Here is a 17,972-nt window from a genome sequence, read left to right as displayed (position 1 = left end):
ATTCTAGCAGCCCTGTTAGGAATCGGTAACAGAAAACGGGATCAGCTTTATGCAGCCCGTCGCCCGTCCTTTAAAGAGAACACAAGAGAACCGATGAGCGCATCCGTCACTACCTTAGTCAACCAACCTTACAAGTACGGCTTTGTTACCGATATTGAAGCCGATACTATCCCTCGTGGATTAAGCGAAGATGTTATTCGCCTGATTTCCGCTAAAAAGAATGAACCGGAATTCATGCTGGAGTATCGCCTCCGCGCTTATCATCAATGGCTGAAAATGACAGAACCAACTTGGCCTCATGTCACTTATCCGCCTATTAATTATCAGGATATTATTTATTATTCTGCACCGAAACAAAAGAAAGCAAAACTCAACAGCTTAGATGAAGTTGATCCCACTTTATTGGAAACCTTCGCCAAATTAGGTATTCCTTTAAATGAACAAAAGCGATTAACAAATGTTGCTGTTGATGCGATTTTTGATAGTGTTTCTGTCGCCACTACATATAAAGAGAAACTTGCCAAAGATGGCGTAATTTTCTGTTCTTTTTCGGAAGCTCTGCAAGAACACCCAGAACTGATTAAAAAATATTTGGGTAGTGTTGTTCCGATTGCTGATAATTATTTTGCAGCTTTAAATGCGGCTGTGTTCAGCGATGGTTCTTTCGTTTATATTCCTAAGGGACTAAAATGTCCTATGGAATTGTCTACATATTTCCGCATTAACTCCGGTGATACAGGACAGTTTGAACGGACTTTAATTGTCGCCGAAGAAGGAAGTTATGTTTCTTATTTAGAAGGTTGTACAGCCCCTATGTACGACAGCAACCAGTTACACGCGGCGGTGGTGGAATTGGTGGCTTTAGATAACGCAGAAATTAAATATTCTACCGTTCAAAACTGGTACGCGGGAGACGAAAATGGTAAAGGTGGAATTTACAACTTTGTAACCAAACGCGGTTTGTGTCAAGGTGTCAATTCTAAGATTTCCTGGACTCAAGTAGAAACGGGTTCAGCTATTACTTGGAAGTATCCTAGTTGTGTGTTGGTTGGTGATAATTCTGTGGGTGAATTTTATTCAGTGGCGCTGACAAATAATATGCAGCAAGCTGACACCGGCACAAAGATGATTCACATTGGTAAAAACACTCGCAGCACTATTATTTCTAAAGGTATTTCTGCTGGAAAATCAAGCAATAGTTACCGGGGTTTGGTGAAGATTAATCCCACTGCGAAGGGTGCAAGAAATTATTCTCAATGTGATTCGATGTTAATTGGGGATAATGCTCAAGCTAATACTTTTCCTTATATTCAAGTTCAGAATAACACTGGAAAGGTTGAACATGAAGCTTCTACTTCTAAAATTGGCGAAGATCAATTATTTTTCTTTGCTCAACGCGGTATTTCTTCGGAAGATGCTATCTCGATGATGATTAGCGGTTTCTGTAAGGATGTTTTTAATCAGCTTCCTATGGAGTTTGCTGTTGAAGCTGATAAGTTGTTGAGTCTGAAGTTGGAAGGTAGTGTTGGTTGATCTGTTTTCGTTGAGGTTCTTTTTTTAATGAACCACGTTCTGCGAAGCAGTTCCCGAAGGGTAGGCACGAAGAGCGCGAAGAAAGAAGAAAGAAGAGAGAAGAGAGAAGAGAGAGAGAAAAGATGATTATTGAGAATAGTGATTTGATTTTGTCGGTTAAGGGTTTGACTGCTGATGTTGATGGAACTCCAATTTTAAAGGGTTTGAATTTGGATGTTCGCGCTGGTGAAATTCACGCGATTATGGGACCTAATGGTTCTGGTAAGAGTACGTTTTCTAAGGTTTTAGCAGGACATCCGGCTTATACTGTGACTGGTGGTGAGGTGGTTTTCCAAGGTGCAAATCTTTTGGAAATGGAAGCGGAAGAAAGGGCTAGAAGTGGTGTATTTTTGGCTTTCCAGTATCCTTTGGAAATTCCCGGTGTAAGCAATTTGGATTTTTTAAGGGTTGCTTATAATTCTCGTCGGAAAGCTCAAGGTTTGGAAGAGGTTGACGCTTTCGATTTTGATGATTTGGTTGAGGAAAAGTTGGATGTTGTGAAAATGAATCCTGCTTTTCTTAACCGCAGTGTGAATGAAGGTTTTTCTGGTGGTGAAAAGAAGCGGAATGAAATTCTGCAAATGGCAATTTTAGAACCTAAATTAGCAATTTTAGATGAGACTGATTCGGGTTTAGATATTGACGCTCTGAAAATTGTTGCTAATGGGGTTAATCAATTAACAAGTCCCGAAAATGCCACAATTATGATTACTCACTATCAACGTCTTCTCGATTATATTGTTCCTGATTTTGTTCATGTTATGGCGCAGGGACAAATTATTAGAAGCGGTGGTAAAGAGTTGGCTTTGGAATTAGAATCTCGTGGTTATGATTGGGTTCTGGAAGAAGCTTTGGGAGTGGGTGTATAATGTCTATTCCAATTAATGTTGAAGTGTTGAATGAAGCTGCTTTATTATTAGATAGAGATTCTTACTTAACTGATTTATTAAGTCGGGTAACTACCAAAAAATCAGATGGTTGGTTACAAGATTTACGCGACGGTGCTGCTAATTGGGTGCGTCATTCGGTTATCCCCAATACCCGCGAAGAAGAATGGCGTTTTACTGATTTATCGCCTCTCAAACAGGTAACATTCAATAATGTAGAGACATTTCATGAATTGTTCCTACAAGATGATTTGGTTTTACCTAAAGTTCCTCATCGGTTAGTATTTGTAAATGGTGTTTATGCACCTAATTTATCTAATACTGAAAATTTACCTACTGGGTTAATAATCGGTAATTTGGATGTTTTACCTGGTGAAGTTGTTCAGGAATATTTAGCTCAAGCTGAGGGAGCAAAGGAAGTTTTTACTGCTCTGAATACTGCTGGTTTAAATGATGTAGCGGTGGTATGGGTTCGTAAAAATGTAGTGGTTGAGTCTCCTATTCATCTGCTATTCATTTCTGTTTCTGGTGACATTGCAACTATTTCCCAACCTCGTTTTTTAGTAGTAGCTGAAAGTAACTCTCAGGTAAGTTTAATTGAAGAGTATACGAACCGCAGAGACGCAGAGAGCGCAGAGGGGGGAGTTTACTTTACCAATAGTGTGACGGAAATCTGGGTAAATGAAAATGCTCAGGTGAGCCATACTAAAGTTGTGAGGGAAGGTGAAGCCGCTTTCCACATTGGTAAAACTGCGGTAACACAGGCGCGGTATAGTCGTTATACTTGTAATGCTGTGACGGTTGGTGGTAATTTATCCCGTCATAATTTGGAGATTTTACAAACTGGTGAGCAAACAGAAACAACGCTAAACGGTTTAACAGTTATTGCTGATAAACAGTTAGCTGATACTCACAGTGCGCTATCTTTAAATCATCCTCATGGTGTCAGTAAACAGTTACATAAGTGCATTATAGGCGATCGCGCTCATGGTGTATTTAATGGTAAGATTTTCGTTCCCAAACCCGCACAGTTAACGGACGCATCTCAGTTAAACCGCAATTTGCTATTATCATCTAAGTCTAGAATTGACACCAAACCTCAATTAGAAATCACTGCTGATAATGTTAAATGCGCTCACGGTGCTACGGTGAGTCAGTTAGAGGATGATGAAATCTTCTATCTGCAAAGTCGTGGTATTGATGAAAATAATGCACGCAAGTTATTAGTTAATGCTTTCGCTACGGAAATTATTAACTTTATACCTGTTCCTTCGTTGCGAGAAAGTTTGTTGAGAACTGTCACCAGTCTCACGAATAAATAACTGCCTTGCACTAAAGTACAAGGCTAATAGCTAAAGTTCGTTAAAACGAACTAAATTTCTGAATAATTAATAGTCGGTTAAAACCGACTTCTGCTATTAGCCAGGGAATTTATTCCTTGGCGGGTTAAATGAGAAGCCTTGCACTAAAGTACAAGTCTAATAGCTAAATTCCGTTAAAACGGACTTAGTTTGTGAATAATTAATAGTCGGTTAAAACCGACTTCTGCTATTAGCCAGGGAATTTATTCCTTGGCGGATTAAAATTCCCCTGAAATCTTTATTAAAAATGACATTCACTTCTACCAAAACTCTCGCTGATAAAGTTCGCTCTGATTTCCCGATTTTACATCAGGAAGTTCACGGTAAACCGTTGGTTTATCTCGATAATGCTGCTACTTCCCAAAAGCCTTTAGCTGTATTAAATGCTTGGCGTGATTATTACGAACAATATAATTCTAATGTACATCGTGGCGCACATTTTTTGAGTGCGAAAGCTACTGATGCTTATGAAGCAGCACGGGATAAAGTTGCTAATTTCATTAATGCGAAATCACGCCAGGAAATTGTTTACACCCGCAACGCTAGTGAAGCTATTAACTTAGTTGCTTACAGTTGGGGAATGAGCAATTTACAGCCAGGAGATGAAATTATTCTCTCGGTAATGGAACACCATAGTAATATAGTTCCTTGGCAATTTGTCGCCCAAAAAACAGGCGCAGTCTTGAAGTTTGTCGAATTAACACCAGAAGAAACTTTTGATTTGGAACAGTTTAAAAAACTAATTTCTGAAAAAACAAAACTGGTGTCAGTGGTTCATGTCTCTAACACCTTGGGTTGTATTAACCCAGTCAAAGAAATAGCCGAAATTACTCACAGATACGGTGCGAAATTCTTAATGGATGCTTGCCAAAGTGTCCCCCATATGCCTATTGATGTCCAAGAAATTGACTGTGATTGGTTGGTAGCTTCTGGACATAAAATGTGCGCTCCCACTGGCATTGGCTTTTTATATGGTAAGTTGGAATTATTAGAAGCAATGCCGCCATTTTTTGGTGGTGGTGAAATGATTGCTGAGGTTTATTTAGACCATTCCACCTATGCAGAATTACCCCATAAATTTGAAGCTGGTACACCTGCAATTGGGGAAGCGATCGCTCTTGGTGCAGCAATAGATTATCTTACTAATATAGGTATGGATAAAATCCATGCTTATGAAGCAGAATTAACTGCTTATTTGTTCGAGCAATTAGCGCAAATACCCCAAATTAGAATCTATGGACCAAAACCCAATGATCAAGGGGAAGGTAGAGCCGCATTAGCAGCATTTACAGCTTCTGAAGTTCATGCTAATGATTTAGCAACATTGTTAGATCAAGAAGGTATTGCAATTCGTTCTGGACATCATTGTACACAACCATTACACCGTCATTTAGGTTTATCAGGAACTGCACGAGTGAGTTTATCTTTTTACAATACTCGTGAGGAAATTGATATTTTCATCAAGGCTTTGAAGGAAACGCTGGACTTTTTTGCTAGTGTATTTGGTGAATAGGTTAATAAATTTTGGGTGGGTATTTCCCACCTTCTTTATTTCTCACGCAAAGACGCAGAGGCGCAAAGAGAATATTATAGAGATAGGTAGAATTTTAGTAATATTTTCTTCAGCCATTGCTGTTTTAATCTGCCCAGCAATCACTCTTTTTATAGCTATTAAATTAATTTACTCTAAAGTTCCACCTTCCTCTAAAAACGCATCAAAAGAAGAACCACTACAAGTATTCTCTGTCATGTTTGCGCCTCTAAGAAAATATTGTTTTAGCTGTATCAATTAAACTCTACCTCTTCTGGCAATCAAAAGGTAGAACAGAAATTCTGCCATCTGACACATGAATTACCGTGAATAACTACTTATTGTCAATTAATAAAGGGGACGAACCCTTAATTAAATCAACGACGTAAGTGAGGTAAATAATTATGTCAAATCAAATAGTCATGTTTGATTTACTTGAAGAGCTATCCACAGAAGCACAAGAGTTTTTGGTTGGAGGACAAGCACTACCAGGACAAGTACCACCAATACCAGGACAAGTACCACCAATACCAGGACAAGGACAAGGACAAGGACAACCAGGTGGTCCTCCTAAACCCCCTCAGAAGTCAGGAGCCACTGGGTATATTGTTCCTGACAACAACCCAGAGAATTACTTCTCCTGGAGACTCGACAAAGCACCACAAACGCTAGGCCAGTAACTGCACTCCTCACTAAGCTGAGGTAAACAGCATTTTCTATAATACCCCCGCGATATGCGGGGGTATTATATCAGTTTGGTAGCGTGATTTTATCTTTATACCGCTTATAAATAAATTAATTTCAAATACAGCAGATAGCAGATCAATGAGGTACAGAATCTAAATTGAAACCTATACACAAAGCCAGTTTTACTCCTGACTCCTACTGTATATAAACTAAGAAATAGTTAAAGTTGCTCCTCTTACCGCCATCACCACTGACAACCAACTGAAAGACTGATTATATCCCCCCAACCTCCCAGACTAGCTTATAATTTCCAAGGGGCTAACGCTCTGTACAACAGGTAAAGGGGGATAGATGACACTTAAGCGGTTGCTGTTAATTGGGCTGACACTGTTAGCAATGATGTTGTCCGGCTTGTCTTTATTTGCTAGTTGGCAAAAACCACAGTTTCAAAGTCGTTTGGAACTGTACCAAACTAATATTGTCCTGCAAGCCCAAGCATGGCAACCAGAAGATAGCAACGACGAGAGTCTTCTGGCTATTCGGGAAGCGATAGTGGGTGTTAAACCCCTAGAAAGTGCTGCCAAGCAATATCAACAAGCGAGTGAGTCGGTGCAAACTAACTTGGACAAAGCCGAAAACAAACTCGCAAAACTTCGCGCTCAAGACATTACTGCTATCACACCTCCCAAACCCCTACCAAACGACCCCCTTGAAACTAAAACCTCTCCCCAAGAACAACAGAAACAGTTAGAGCAGTCCATCAGCAAACTGCAAAAATTGCGGGATGAATTAGATTTACGTCTAGGAATTTTACAGGCACAGCAAGGGGAAACAGATAACGCCCTGAAAACCTGGAGTTCTCTAAAAGAAACCTCAGAGACAGAATTTAGGGAAACTGCTAACGTATTAAGTGGACTATGGAGCAACCCCCCTCGTCTACTCCCAAATGCTCAACCACTGATTCAAAAAAATTTAGAAGGTTGGTTTCGCTCCACAGCTTTGATTCAGCTATACCAACTCCAACAACGTGAAGATGCTTTAAGAGATATTCAAGCTAGACAACAAGCAGCCGCTACTGACGCAGTATGGAAATTAGCGATAATTGCCGCTATTCCCAGCTTAACAGCCTTTATTGGTCTAATACTACTGGTCTTTTTGTTAGGTCAGCGTTTACTGAAGGGAAGAGAATCTATATTGGCTCAAAATGGTGAAAAGCTTTGGTCAACACCGTGGAATGTAGAAACAATTTTACAAGTTTTTGTCCTGGGATTTTTCCTAATGGGACAATTATTTATACCTGAATTATTAACCCTCCTGCCTATCTCCCGTTCCTCGGATAACGTGCGAGTTCAGGCTTTTTCCGTCTTGGTGAGTTACGTGCTAGTTGCCTTGGGTGCGTTTTCAGTGCTGTATTTATCTATCAAACGCTATTTTCCCCTACCAGAAGATTGGTTTCGCTTCCGTTTTCTCAGTAATTGGTTTTTGTGGGGACTAGGTGGCTACTGCACAGCTTTACCCATAGTGGTGATAGTCTCGTTGATTAATCAACAACTATGGCAAGGACAAGGCGGAAGTAACCCACTGTTACAACTGGCGCTAGAAAGCAGAGATAATATAGCATTGGGGATATTTTTCTTTACTGCGGCTATAGCTGCGCCATTTTTTGAAGAATTTTTATTTCGTGGGTTTTTATTACCCTCTCTGACTCGTTATTTACCCGTTTGGGCAGCAATTTTTGTGAGTAGTTTATTATTTGCTGCTGCTCATCTCAGCTTATCCGAAGTTCTACCACTTACAGCATTGGGCATGGTCTTAGGAATAGTGTACACGCGATCGCGCAATCTTCTTGCCCCTATGCTCCTGCACAGTCTTTGGAATAGCGGTACATTACTGAGTTTATTTCTTTTGGGGAGCAGCAATAATTAAAACCGACAATTACGGATGAAAAAATCAAAAATATTTGATTATATCGGCATATAGCAGGTGACAGGGGACAGAGTTGAAAGTCTTTTTGTGTCTAGGTTTTATCAATGGCTTACGCCACGCAGCCCTATCAGTTAATGCCCTAAACACCTTGGCGGTTGCTATATAAGCCTGAGATTCCCGACTTTTCTAATCAGTGGGTAATCTTGTTATTTACGAATCTTTGAAAATTACTATAATTAAGCAATTAGTAACTAAAAGATTCGGTTTATAAATTGGGTTTAGCACAGATAACTTTATCTGTGTGGATACTTCATCACAACCTCACGCAATAAATATAGCTTGACCATATACAGCGAACTCAAAAAAGTCCGGACATAATAGCTATAAACCTGTAAAAACTAGTATAGTGTGGCAGCTGCTGCCGATTATTAGGGTTAATGATCCTGAAGAGAAATGTTGACCTATAAATCTGTAAACAGGCTGTACTAAACGTTGTCAGCTAATTTACCAACACTCATTGATGAAAATGTTATTTTCATGCGTTGTTGGACTATATCCTCAGTCCCATACTTCCGATTTACTTCTGGAATTATGGTGATTTGGCTTTAGCTATGGATATTTATAGCCATGGACAGGGTGGTTAGGACATCAATTGATAATGAAACTTTCACTACAAAAGGGTTTTACTCCTGACTCCTGACTCCTGACTCCTGCTATAGTTTTATACTTCAATACCTTACAAATCAAGGAGTTTCACTGAATATGGCTAATCTCAACCCCTCTCATACTACCAAACAACTTCTAGCTGGTTACTGTGGCATTATTGTTGGGGGTCTTGGGCTACATAAGTTTGTTCTTGGTTACGCACCAGAAGGTTTTATCATGCTAGTAATTTCTGTAGTTGGTGGTTCTCTAACTTACGGATTTACATTGCTAATTATGCAGCTTGTGGGTTTAATTGAAGGCATGATTTACTTGAACAAAAACCATGAAGATTTTGTTAATACCTATTTCGTGAAAAAGCAGGGTTGGTTCTAAACAGATTCTAAGATTTATGCTTAACTGTATTCCCCATGTATCCCTAATTTCTTAAAATATGCCACTACTAAAATATAAACAGCTGACTTGGATAATATTGTTGCTGCTAAGTATGGCTTATTTCACTACTATGTCTAATTTGGAAATTAACAATTTATATAAAAATTTAATTTTCATGCTGCCTATGCAACTGGTATCTGTAATATATATGACCTATAGACGCTGGAGTCGTTGACGGTAGGTTACAAACCTAACTAAATATTTTAATTTTTTAATTAAATACTATCACAGTTGGTCATAGTTCCAGATTTCGCCTACGCTCAAAGTAGACCCGCCTGTTGTCAGGCATTGAAATTTCGTAGCGAATCTAAAAACTTGCCATGCAACTTGCCCCAGAAACTAAGCTTGCCCCAGAATCTTCCCCAATTACAGAGAAAATTATTTTAGATGTAGGGGGTATGAAGTGCGCTGGGTGTGTGAAAGCAGTAGAAAGACAGCTAACCCAACATCCAGAAGTTAAAAACGTCTGCGTTAACCTAGCCACAGAAGTAGCAGTCATAGAAGCAGAGGTTGGTGCGGTACATCCAGATGAACTGGCAAAGGCATTAACAGCAACAGGTTTTCCCTCTCAACCCCGCACCGCTAATAGTCAAGCAGCAGGGAAGAAATTTGATCTAGCCACCAGACAGCACCAGGAAATGCAAGCTGCATTTAGACAATTAGTAATTGCTGCCTTGTTATTGGTATTTTCAGGAATTGGACATTTTGGTAATACCATTTTCCCAATTTTGAATAACATCTGGTTTCACTGCGGACTAGCAACAGTGGCGCTGCTGATTCCTGGTCGTCCCATCATCATAGATGGCTGGCAAGGTTGGCGACGGGGTGCGCCGAATATGAATACTTTGGTCAGTTTGGGAACTCTGACGGCTTATACTGCTAGTTTAGTGGCGCTGTTGTTTCCCCAGATGGGTTGGGAATGTTTCTTTGATGAACCAGTGATGATGCTGGGCTTTATCCTGCTGGGAAGAACTTTAGAAAAACAAGCTAGAGGACGCGCTGCATCTGCATTTAGGCAATTATTAGCACTCCAGCCTCAGATAGCAAGATTGATTGCCAACCCAGACTCAGAGAAATTAGTAGCAGGGGCAAATATTGTTCAGATACCAGCCGAACAAGTGCGGGTTGGTGAATGGTTACAGGTGCTACCAGGTGATAAAATCCCCGTTGATGGTGAGGTACGCTTTGGGCAAACGACGGTGGATGAGTCGATGTTAACTGGGGAATCTGTACCAGTGATTAAGCAACCGGGAGAAACAGTTGCAGCGGGAACTATTAACCAATCAGGTGCGATCGCTATTCAAGCCACCCGCACTGGCGATGATACAACTTTGGCGCACATTGTCGCTTTGGTGGAAGCTGCCCAAACTCGGAAAGCACCAGTTCAGAAATTAGCGGATACGGTTGCTGGTTACTTTACCTATGGAGTTTTAACCGCTTCTTTGCTGACTTTTGTGTTTTGGTACTTTTTTGGTACTCACATTTGGCCAGACGTTAATATTTCTGATGGCATGGAAATGATGAGTCATGTAGCGCATCACCCAGCCACCAAAATACAACATTCTTCACTTTTAATCAGTTTAAAATTAGCGATCGCTGTTATGGTCGTTGCCTGTCCCTGTGCTTTAGGACTAGCTACACCCACAGCTATTCTTGTCGGTACTGGCATGGGCGCAGAAAGAGGTTTATTAATCAAAGGTGGTGACGTTTTAGAAAAAGTCCACCAGCTAAATACCGTAGTCTTTGATAAAACAGGCACTCTGACCACAGGCAACCCCACAGTTACAGACTGTTTGTTATTTGCCGACTCAGAAGAGTCTTCCCTTTCACTTCTGCAACTAGCAGCAGCAGTAGAAAGCGGTACTTACCACCCCCTAGCTAAAGCAATTCACCAAGAAGTCCAACGACAAAATTTATCAATTCCCCATGCTGTAGACTTTCATACTGAGCCAGGAATGGGTGTATCTGCTGTAGTAGAAGGCAAAAACGTACTGTTAGGTAACTGGGAATGGTTGAAGTGGCATGGAATTACTATCAGTGAAACTGCTCTACAGCACGCACAAAGATTAGCAACTGAAGGTAAAACAGTTATTAGTGTTGCAGTTGGTAATAGTTTAGCTGGATTAATTGCCGTTAGCGATACCCTCAGACCAGATGCAAAAGCAACTGTTAACAAGCTGCGTCAGATGGGTTTGCGCGTCATGCTACTCAGCGGGGATAGATTAGAAGCAGCCAGTGCGATCGCTCAACAACTCGGACTAGATAGCACCGATGTCATGGCAGGTATTCCCCCAGCTAAAAAAGCCAGTGCAATTCAATCTCTTCAAACTGGGGAGATGGGTAAAACTAGTAATGGGGAAAGCGTAATCATACCCAATTCCAAATCCATCGTCGCTATGGTAGGAGATGGCATCAATGACGCTCCGGCTTTATCTCAGGCAGATGTCGGCATCGCTTTACACTCTGGAACAGATGTAGCTATGGAAACAGCAGAAATTATACTGATGCGGGATTCTCTAACTGATGTTGTTGAATCAATTCAACTTAGTCGTGCCACTTTCAACAAAATACGTCAAAATTTGTTCTGGGCTTTTGCATATAATACAATAGGCATCCCATTAGCAGCGGGTGTTTTCTTACCCTATTTTGGTTTTGTTCTTAGCCCATCCAGCGCCGCAGCCCTCATGGCTTTTAGCTCCGTTAGTGTGATCACTAACTCAGTCTTATTACGACGCTTTGCTCATCAACCGTAAAATTATCACTGGGAGGTAGTATGTCAGGGGAAAACCTAAGTAGGTTCCATCTTAAGTTAAACTACACTTAGGTACTCAGCTTTTCCACAAACCTGAATCTTAACTCCTCTCAGGTAGAATATAATCACAAGGGCAAAAAAAATATACTGTTGTCCATCCAATTCCATAATATGTAGTTTCAAAGTCTATTAGTTTGAATATTAAATAATCTCTCGGAAAAATGGTAGAAAACCATACTCAAAAACCTCTTCTATATCAAAGTTCAACAAATTTTAGTAACCATCTGTCAATGGCAGCAAAACTTAGTGAAAACCATCTACTGATTATTGAAGACGACCAAGGACGCAAAGAATTTCCTCTGGAAAATCCCGTCTATTCTATCGGCAGAGACCGGAATTGTAATATCCGTTTGATATCGCAGTTTGTGTCCCGTCACCATGCCACATTAGTCCGATTACCACGCAAGAATAGCAATCATAGCTATTATTACCGCATTGTCGATGGTGATCCCAAAGGTAAGCCTAGTTCCAACGGTTTAATGATTAATGGACGCAAATTGCCAGCCCATGATCTAAAAAATGAAGACGAAATTGTTTTTGGTCCTCAGGTACGCGCTATTTATTATCTGCTAAAAAATTCTCCCCCTTTAGGACAAACTGATGCCAGTGAGTACGATATTACATTAATCAATCCTGGGATGACAGAGGATGAAGAAGAGTGACCTGATTTTAGATGTTAGATGTGAGATTTTAGGTAAGCATTCAGCCGTCAGCTCATGCCTAACGGCAGGATAGGCTAACACTTATCAACTTTGTCAGTATAATCACGGCTTTTTGAGTCGCGCTGGATGATTTTAAGCAAATCTCGTCGCTCTATATACCAGATTTAACAAGCATTCTCTCTCTTGCACAGACGTTCCACCGAAACCTTTCCTAACTTCTGAAAGATGACAATTTGAGATTTGGGATTTGATAATTAAAAATTCCCAATCTAAAAATATAGGAATCCGGTTTGATTCCTGAATTTACTCGTAGAGGTAGGGAACAGGGAACTCTTAACAGGGAACAGAAAAGAAGGAAGATAAGGTGTATTGAGTTTGTATGGCTACGCCACGCAAGCTATCAAAAATCAAATAGGAGTCCTATATTTTAGGTAGGTATTCAGCCGTTAGCTATAGCAACTTCCCACCTGTTTAGAACATCAACAGATCAGAAAACTTAGACACCAAAAGGCTTTCAACTCTGTCACCTGTCACCTACCATATCAGCTAAAACCAAAAATCGCACCTCACACCCTCATTTCTCCACCGCTATAGGTGGCAATACTTATCTATTAAGGGAATAAGCGTAGAGTGGCAAGGGAAAGAAAAACCCCAGCGATGTTTATAAACATTTATAGAAATTTTCCCCGATAGCTTACAAGTAGGTTGTGATGCTACTCACACTACTGTTGCTAAGAAAAAAATATACTGGAAATAACAATAATACGATTTTGGATTTGAGATTTCAGATTGTGAAAATTTTATTCGGACTTAATTTTGCTCAAATATATAGCAGATTGCCAGTAAATAATGAGGTACAAACTGAAAATCAAAACATGGCTCTAGCAGCGTTCAGTCCTGGGTGCTGAACGACACTCCATTTGGGAAGCCACCCTGTTGGAAGGTTTTCCCGACTTGTAGGGAGTTGTGTGAGACCCAAAGCGCACGGCCTTCTCCAGAATTCTGCTGTATGTTGCCAACATTTTTTGAATTGCTATTATTTTTATCAATCAAAACAGCAACATCAGACTTTTCTAAATTTCTGTGTTAAAAATCAAACTATCAAAGCTGTTTTTGCCCCATATAGTCCCTGAAAACCTGATTTGACAACAAGTTAAAAAATAAAAAGGACATTTGCCATAAAGTATACTTAAGTATATACGTAAGCAAAATTACGCCCATAGTCTAGTTGCCAAAGCGTATATTTATTTAAATAATGAAGTTTGAACTATTCCTCATTTATCACGAAGCACAAACAAGCTGGAATTGCTCATAATGAGTCATGAAGATTGACTAACGAAGCTGTCTACATTTTAAATCTTAATTTGACCTAATCTTATGAACAATATTCTGATTATTGGAGATGAGCCTCAAATACAAAAAAACATTAATACTATAAAATTCTTTCCCAATTTTAAATTTTTCACGAAATCATCTACCATCAAATCTATATGATACTCAATTACAGTAACTGGGATGATGATTTACCCCCAGACCCCGAAGAAATCTATCAAGATTTACTCTGCGCCCTGGAAAGAAAATTAGGATTCGGTTTATATTTTGTACAATGTACTCCTGTGGAATCAGATCTTTTCATACATAAGATTCCCCAAGATATTCCCCATAAAAAGATTGCCGTATTACGCTTGATAGAACCAGTTGATAAGTTATATCAGCAAGTAGCTAATTACATTCAAGATCAAACAATTGACATCTTATTAATTAAAGGTCTGGAATATTCCCTATATAAATATGAGAAAAGAAATTTTGGGGAAATAACTGAAGGTCAGTTTATCAATTTAACCAAAGTACCACCAATACTAAATCATCTCAACCAACAGCGAGAAAGGTTTAGGGATGATTTCCCATTTTCCTTTGTATTTTTATTGCGATCATTTTCACTCAGCTATTTAATCCATCGCGCTCCTGATTTTTTTGATTGGCGCTCTGGAGTATATGAATTACCAACTACACCAGAATTAGTTGAAGAAGAATCTCGTCGTCTTCTACTAGAAGGAGACTATGAAAAATATCTGCAACTTACTTCTGAAGAAAAAATTGAAAAAGTCTTAGAAATTCAAGAACTTCTCACAGAAAAACATCAAACAGATAGTAATAAAGCAAGTTTGCTATTTGAATTGGGAAATCTACTTTATTCTGCCAATGAATACGAAACTGCTATTACTTTCTACGAACAAGAACTGAAAATTAAACCTGATGATCATTTTGGTTGGTACAACCGAGGTCATGCACTCCTGAATTTAGGCAACAATGAAGAAGCAATTTTATCTTATGAGCAAGCTTTAAAAATTAAACCTGATGATCATTACGCTTGGTACAATCGGGGTAATGCACTACGGAATTTAGGAAATAATGAAGAAGCGATTTTATCTTATGAGCAAGCTTTAAAAATTGAACCTGATGACCCCTATTTTTGGTACAATCGGGGAAATGCGTTACGAAATTTAAGACGTAATGAAGAAGCAATTTTATCTTATGATCAAGCTCTGAAAATTAAACCTGTTGACAGCTATACTTGGAACAATCGAGGTATTGCGCTGCGAAATTTAGACAGGTATGAAGAAGCAATTTTATCTTATGAGCAAGCTCTGAAAATTAAACCTGATGACCACTATACTTGGTACAATCGGGGCATTGCACTACGAAAGTTAGGACGAAATGAAGAAGCGATTATCTCTTATGACCAGGCTCTGGAAATTAGACCCGATGACCACTATGCTTGGAACAACCGAGGTAATGCTCTTGATGATTTGGGACGCACAGATGAAGCTCTTTTTTCTTATGATCAAGCATTAAAGCTGAAACCTGATGATAAATATGCTTGGTACAACAAAGCTTGCTGTTATGCTATTCAGGGTAATATTGAGCAAGCATTAGAAAACTTGGAGCAAGCAATTAATCTCCAACCTGAAGAGTTTGTAAAAATGGCAAAAGCTGATCCTGATTTTCATTGTATTCGTGAAGATATGCGCTTTCAATGTTTAATGCAAAAAGGTGTAAAACAGTGATTCCTTGAATCATTTGATAAAAGGATGATGGGAAGAAATTTTCACTCAGGAAATAGCATTTGTTAGCCATATTTGTCTATACCTTTTTGCCAATTTTTTTACTATTAAAATCTTGAATATCTGACATTTGGAACTTATTAGATTAAAATTATATAGCCTGTTTTCTATTGCTTATTTTTCCTAACTTTTTAGCATCATTAGACCCGAATAAACCAAGTTGTTTACCTATGTCCAACAATTCTGAATTACTCAAAAACCTCTACAATGCTTTTAACCCATTCCAACCCTTACCCGCAGGTGATCCCAACTATGTAGACTGTCAAGATGTGAGGGGAGACGCAGATATTTTAGAAGAATTAGGCAATCGTATTCAGTTAGCAAGTCAAAATACTTGTCAGTTATATTCTGGACATAGAGGTGCAGGTAAATCTACAGAATTACTAAGACTCAAAGAATATTTAGAAGCCAGACAATGTTATGTAGTTTATTTTGCTGCTGATGAAGAGGATATTGATTCAGAAGATGCTCAGTATACAGATATTCTCCTGGCTTGTACTCGGCGGTTATTAAAAGATTTGCGAACAATGGGCAATCCTCAACCAGTGCTAAATTGGCTCAAAGACCGTTGGCAAGATTTGAGAGATTTGGCACTAACTGAGATTCAAATCGAAGACATGAATGTAGAAATGCAAATTTCTCAGTTTGCCAAATTGACCGCAAATTTAAGGGCTGTTCCCGAATTACGCCAGCAAATCCGGGAAAAAGTCAATCCCCATACTGTGACTTTGATTAAGGTCTTAAATGAGTTTATTGCTGATGTTAAAAAGCGCCTACCCAGCAACCGCAGTCAACTGGCGGTAATTATTGATAACCTAGATCGAATGGTACTGGTAAAAGATGGTGAACGTACCAATTATGAAGAAGTTTTTTTAGACCGCTGTGAACAACTTAAAGCTTTAGATTGCCATTTAATCTATACTGTACCCATAGCGATGGTATATTCTACCAGGGCTACAGACCTGCGAGATATATATGGTGATCCACAAATTTTACCAATGGTGATGGTACGCACTCCCAGAGGTGAAATTTATCAACCTGGAATCAAAAAAGTGAAAGAGGTGATTTCCCGGAGAATTAAGCAGTTTGCTCCAGATAAACCTCTGGAAACGGCAATATTTGACAGTGCAGAAACCGTAGAGCGACTTTGTTTGATGAGTGGAGGTCACGTCAGAAATTTGCTATTGTTGACTCAGGATGCTATTGGACGCACTCAAGATTTACCAATTTCCGAAAGAGCAGTTCGACGCGCCATTACTCAAGCTAGAGATACATACCGCCGCGCCGTGGAAAACCATCAATGGACATTGCTGGCAGAAGTCTCCCGTTCTAAGCGTATCATCAACGATGATCAGTATCGGAGTTTGATGTTTAATCGCTGCCTGTTAGAATACCGCTATTTAGATGAAGAAGGGGAGATGCAGCGTTGGTATGATATTCACCCACTGATTCAAGGTATTCAGGAATTTAAAGAAGCTGTAGAAAATCTCCCATGAATTTAGAGTTTAGTGACTGGGATCAAGACGTACCCCCTGAAGGATACGAAGAATATCAAACTTTAATTAACGCTCTGAAGCGCAAAAACAACAATGAGTTTGGCTTATTGTTTGTTGAGTGTACACCTGTGGAAGCGGAGAAAGTGTTTTCTCGGATTCTCTATGATATACCAGAGAAAAAACTGGAAATTTTACGTTTAGTTGAGCCAATTAATACTTTATATGAGCGAGTTTTAAAGCTCTATATAAATAAGCAGTTTGATATCTTATTTATTAAAGGGTTAGAATATTCGCTCTATAAGTATGAAAAGGAAAAGTTTGGTGAAATTACCGAAGCACATTCTCATGATTTAAGCGGTGTTCCCCCCATTTTAGATCACTTAAATAAACTGCGAGAAAGTTTTAGAGATAATATCCCCATTACTTTTGTTTTTCTAGGACGACCTTTTTTAATTGACTATTTTATTCATCGCGCCCAGGATTTTTTTGATTGGAAATCATCAAATGTCTTGAAGTTAACATCAGTACCAGATTTAGACCAGGAAGAATCACCTAGTAACTCTGTGCGAAATTCCCAAGTCTCCCGTTCCCCGTTAACCGACAAATATTGCTTCCCGTGTGATAAGTTAAAATAAACATATAGAACAATTAGGGGGGGCCAGTTCACTGGTCATAAACGCCTATAGAGACTATCTTCGGAAATCTCCAAGGTTTAAAGTCCAGCCAGCTAAAGCAACTACAGCGGCTGTACCACCAGCGTATATCGGGCGATCGCATAACAACACCGGAGTTCGCCCAAAGGCTGGCTGCAATTA

13 protein-coding genes are annotated in these 17,972 nt (G+C 39.4%); 12 read left to right on the top strand and 1 reads right to left on the bottom strand.

The annotated features are described in order from the left end of the window. Nucleotides 1-93 precede the first annotated feature (93 nt). From sufB to H6G06_RS06770, 12 genes are all read left to right on the top strand, one after another. Nucleotides 94-1,533 (top strand): Fe-S cluster assembly protein SufB, encoded by a 1,440-nt coding sequence (gene sufB, locus H6G06_RS06825; RefSeq protein WP_190558319.1) that lies wholly within the window; start codon nt 94-96, stop codon nt 1,531-1,533. Between the two features lie 122 nt (nt 1,534-1,655). Next, nucleotides 1,656-2,441: a Fe-S cluster assembly ATPase SufC gene (sufC, locus tag H6G06_RS06820; RefSeq protein WP_190558317.1), complete on the top strand. Its 786-nt coding sequence runs from the start codon at nt 1,656-1,658 to the stop codon at nt 2,439-2,441. Continuing rightward, complete coding sequence (gene sufD / locus H6G06_RS06815; protein ID WP_190558315.1) at nt 2,441-3,781, top strand: Fe-S cluster assembly protein SufD; 1,341 nt, start codon at nt 2,441-2,443, stop codon at nt 3,779-3,781. The genes sufC and sufD overlap by 1 nt, the downstream gene beginning before the upstream one ends. A gap of 286 nt (nt 3,782-4,067) precedes the next feature. Continuing rightward, nucleotides 4,068-5,333: a cysteine desulfurase gene (locus H6G06_RS06810; RefSeq protein WP_190558313.1), complete on the top strand. Its 1,266-nt coding sequence runs from the start codon at nt 4,068-4,070 to the stop codon at nt 5,331-5,333. A gap of 422 nt (nt 5,334-5,755) precedes the next feature. Beyond that, the gene (locus tag H6G06_RS06805; protein WP_190558311.1) at nt 5,756-6,031 is read left to right on the top strand and encodes a hypothetical protein; all 276 of its coding nucleotides are present in this window, start codon (nt 5,756-5,758) and stop codon (nt 6,029-6,031) included. Between the two features lie 358 nt (nt 6,032-6,389). Next, entirely contained in the window at nt 6,390-7,964 is a 1,575-nt protein-coding gene (locus tag H6G06_RS06800; RefSeq protein ID WP_190558309.1) for a type II CAAX endopeptidase family protein, read from the top strand. A 762-nt stretch (nt 7,965-8,726) separates the two neighbouring features. Next, nucleotides 8,727-9,002 (top strand): TM2 domain-containing protein, encoded by a 276-nt coding sequence (locus H6G06_RS06795; protein ID WP_190558307.1) that lies wholly within the window; start codon nt 8,727-8,729, stop codon nt 9,000-9,002. Between the two features lie 380 nt (nt 9,003-9,382). Beyond that, a complete protein-coding gene (locus H6G06_RS06790) occupies nt 9,383-11,815 on the top strand; it encodes a heavy metal translocating P-type ATPase (RefSeq protein ID WP_190558305.1) in 2,433 nt (810 codons plus the stop codon). A gap of 220 nt (nt 11,816-12,035) precedes the next feature. After that, nucleotides 12,036-12,536 (top strand): FHA domain-containing protein, encoded by a 501-nt coding sequence (locus tag H6G06_RS06785; protein ID WP_190558303.1) that lies wholly within the window; start codon nt 12,036-12,038, stop codon nt 12,534-12,536. Nucleotides 12,537-14,026: 1,490 nt separating this feature from the next. Continuing rightward, nucleotides 14,027-15,604, top strand: coding sequence for a tetratricopeptide repeat protein (locus H6G06_RS06780; RefSeq protein WP_190558301.1), 1,578 nt, complete (start codon nt 14,027-14,029; stop codon nt 15,602-15,604). 227 nt (nt 15,605-15,831) lie between these two features. Next, a complete protein-coding gene (locus H6G06_RS06775; protein WP_190558299.1) occupies nt 15,832-17,157 on the top strand; it encodes a P-loop NTPase family protein in 1,326 nt (441 codons plus the stop codon). Beyond that, nucleotides 17,154-17,792 carry a hypothetical protein gene (locus H6G06_RS06770; RefSeq protein ID WP_190558297.1) on the top strand — a complete coding sequence of 213 codons (639 nt, stop codon included), beginning with the start codon at nt 17,154-17,156 and terminating at the stop codon, nt 17,790-17,792. The genes H6G06_RS06775 and H6G06_RS06770 overlap by 4 nt, the downstream gene beginning before the upstream one ends. A gap of 54 nt (nt 17,793-17,846) precedes the next feature. Here H6G06_RS06770 and H6G06_RS27765 read toward each other — a convergent pair whose 3' ends face one another. After that, entirely contained in the window at nt 17,847-17,969 is a 123-nt protein-coding gene (locus H6G06_RS27765) for a hypothetical protein (RefSeq protein WP_277875175.1), read from the bottom strand. Nucleotides 17,970-17,972 lie beyond the last annotated feature (3 nt).

This window comes from Anabaena sphaerica FACHB-251 (assembly GCF_014696825.1).
In the GTDB taxonomy this organism is placed as follows: Bacteria; Cyanobacteriota; Cyanobacteriia; order Cyanobacteriales; family Nostocaceae; genus RDYJ01.
The sequence above is the reverse complement of the archived record's forward strand: the minus strand, read 5'-3'. Positions and strand labels throughout refer to the sequence as shown.

What these genes read in the sequence shown, in the direction of transcription:
- sufB (WP_190558319.1), top strand. Translation starts at nt 94, where the DNA reads ATGAGCGCATCCGTCACTACCTTAGTCAACCAACCTTACAAGTACGGC.
- sufC (WP_190558317.1), top strand. Translation starts at nt 1,656, where the DNA reads ATGATTATTGAGAATAGTGATTTGATTTTGTCGGTTAAGGGTTTGACT.
- sufD (WP_190558315.1), top strand. Translation starts at nt 2,441, where the DNA reads ATGTCTATTCCAATTAATGTTGAAGTGTTGAATGAAGCTGCTTTATTA.
- H6G06_RS06810 (WP_190558313.1), top strand. Translation starts at nt 4,068, where the DNA reads ATGACATTCACTTCTACCAAAACTCTCGCTGATAAAGTTCGCTCTGAT.
- H6G06_RS06805 (WP_190558311.1), top strand. Translation starts at nt 5,756, where the DNA reads ATGTCAAATCAAATAGTCATGTTTGATTTACTTGAAGAGCTATCCACA.
- H6G06_RS06800 (WP_190558309.1), top strand. Translation starts at nt 6,390, where the DNA reads ATGACACTTAAGCGGTTGCTGTTAATTGGGCTGACACTGTTAGCAATG.
- H6G06_RS06795 (WP_190558307.1), top strand. Translation starts at nt 8,727, where the DNA reads ATGGCTAATCTCAACCCCTCTCATACTACCAAACAACTTCTAGCTGGT.
- H6G06_RS06790 (WP_190558305.1), top strand. Translation starts at nt 9,383, where the DNA reads ATGCAACTTGCCCCAGAAACTAAGCTTGCCCCAGAATCTTCCCCAATT.
- H6G06_RS06785 (WP_190558303.1), top strand. Translation starts at nt 12,036, where the DNA reads ATGGTAGAAAACCATACTCAAAAACCTCTTCTATATCAAAGTTCAACA.
- H6G06_RS06780 (WP_190558301.1), top strand. Translation starts at nt 14,027, where the DNA reads ATGATACTCAATTACAGTAACTGGGATGATGATTTACCCCCAGACCCC.
- H6G06_RS06775 (WP_190558299.1), top strand. Translation starts at nt 15,832, where the DNA reads ATGTCCAACAATTCTGAATTACTCAAAAACCTCTACAATGCTTTTAAC.
- H6G06_RS06770 (WP_190558297.1), top strand. Translation starts at nt 17,154, where the DNA reads ATGAATTTAGAGTTTAGTGACTGGGATCAAGACGTACCCCCTGAAGGA.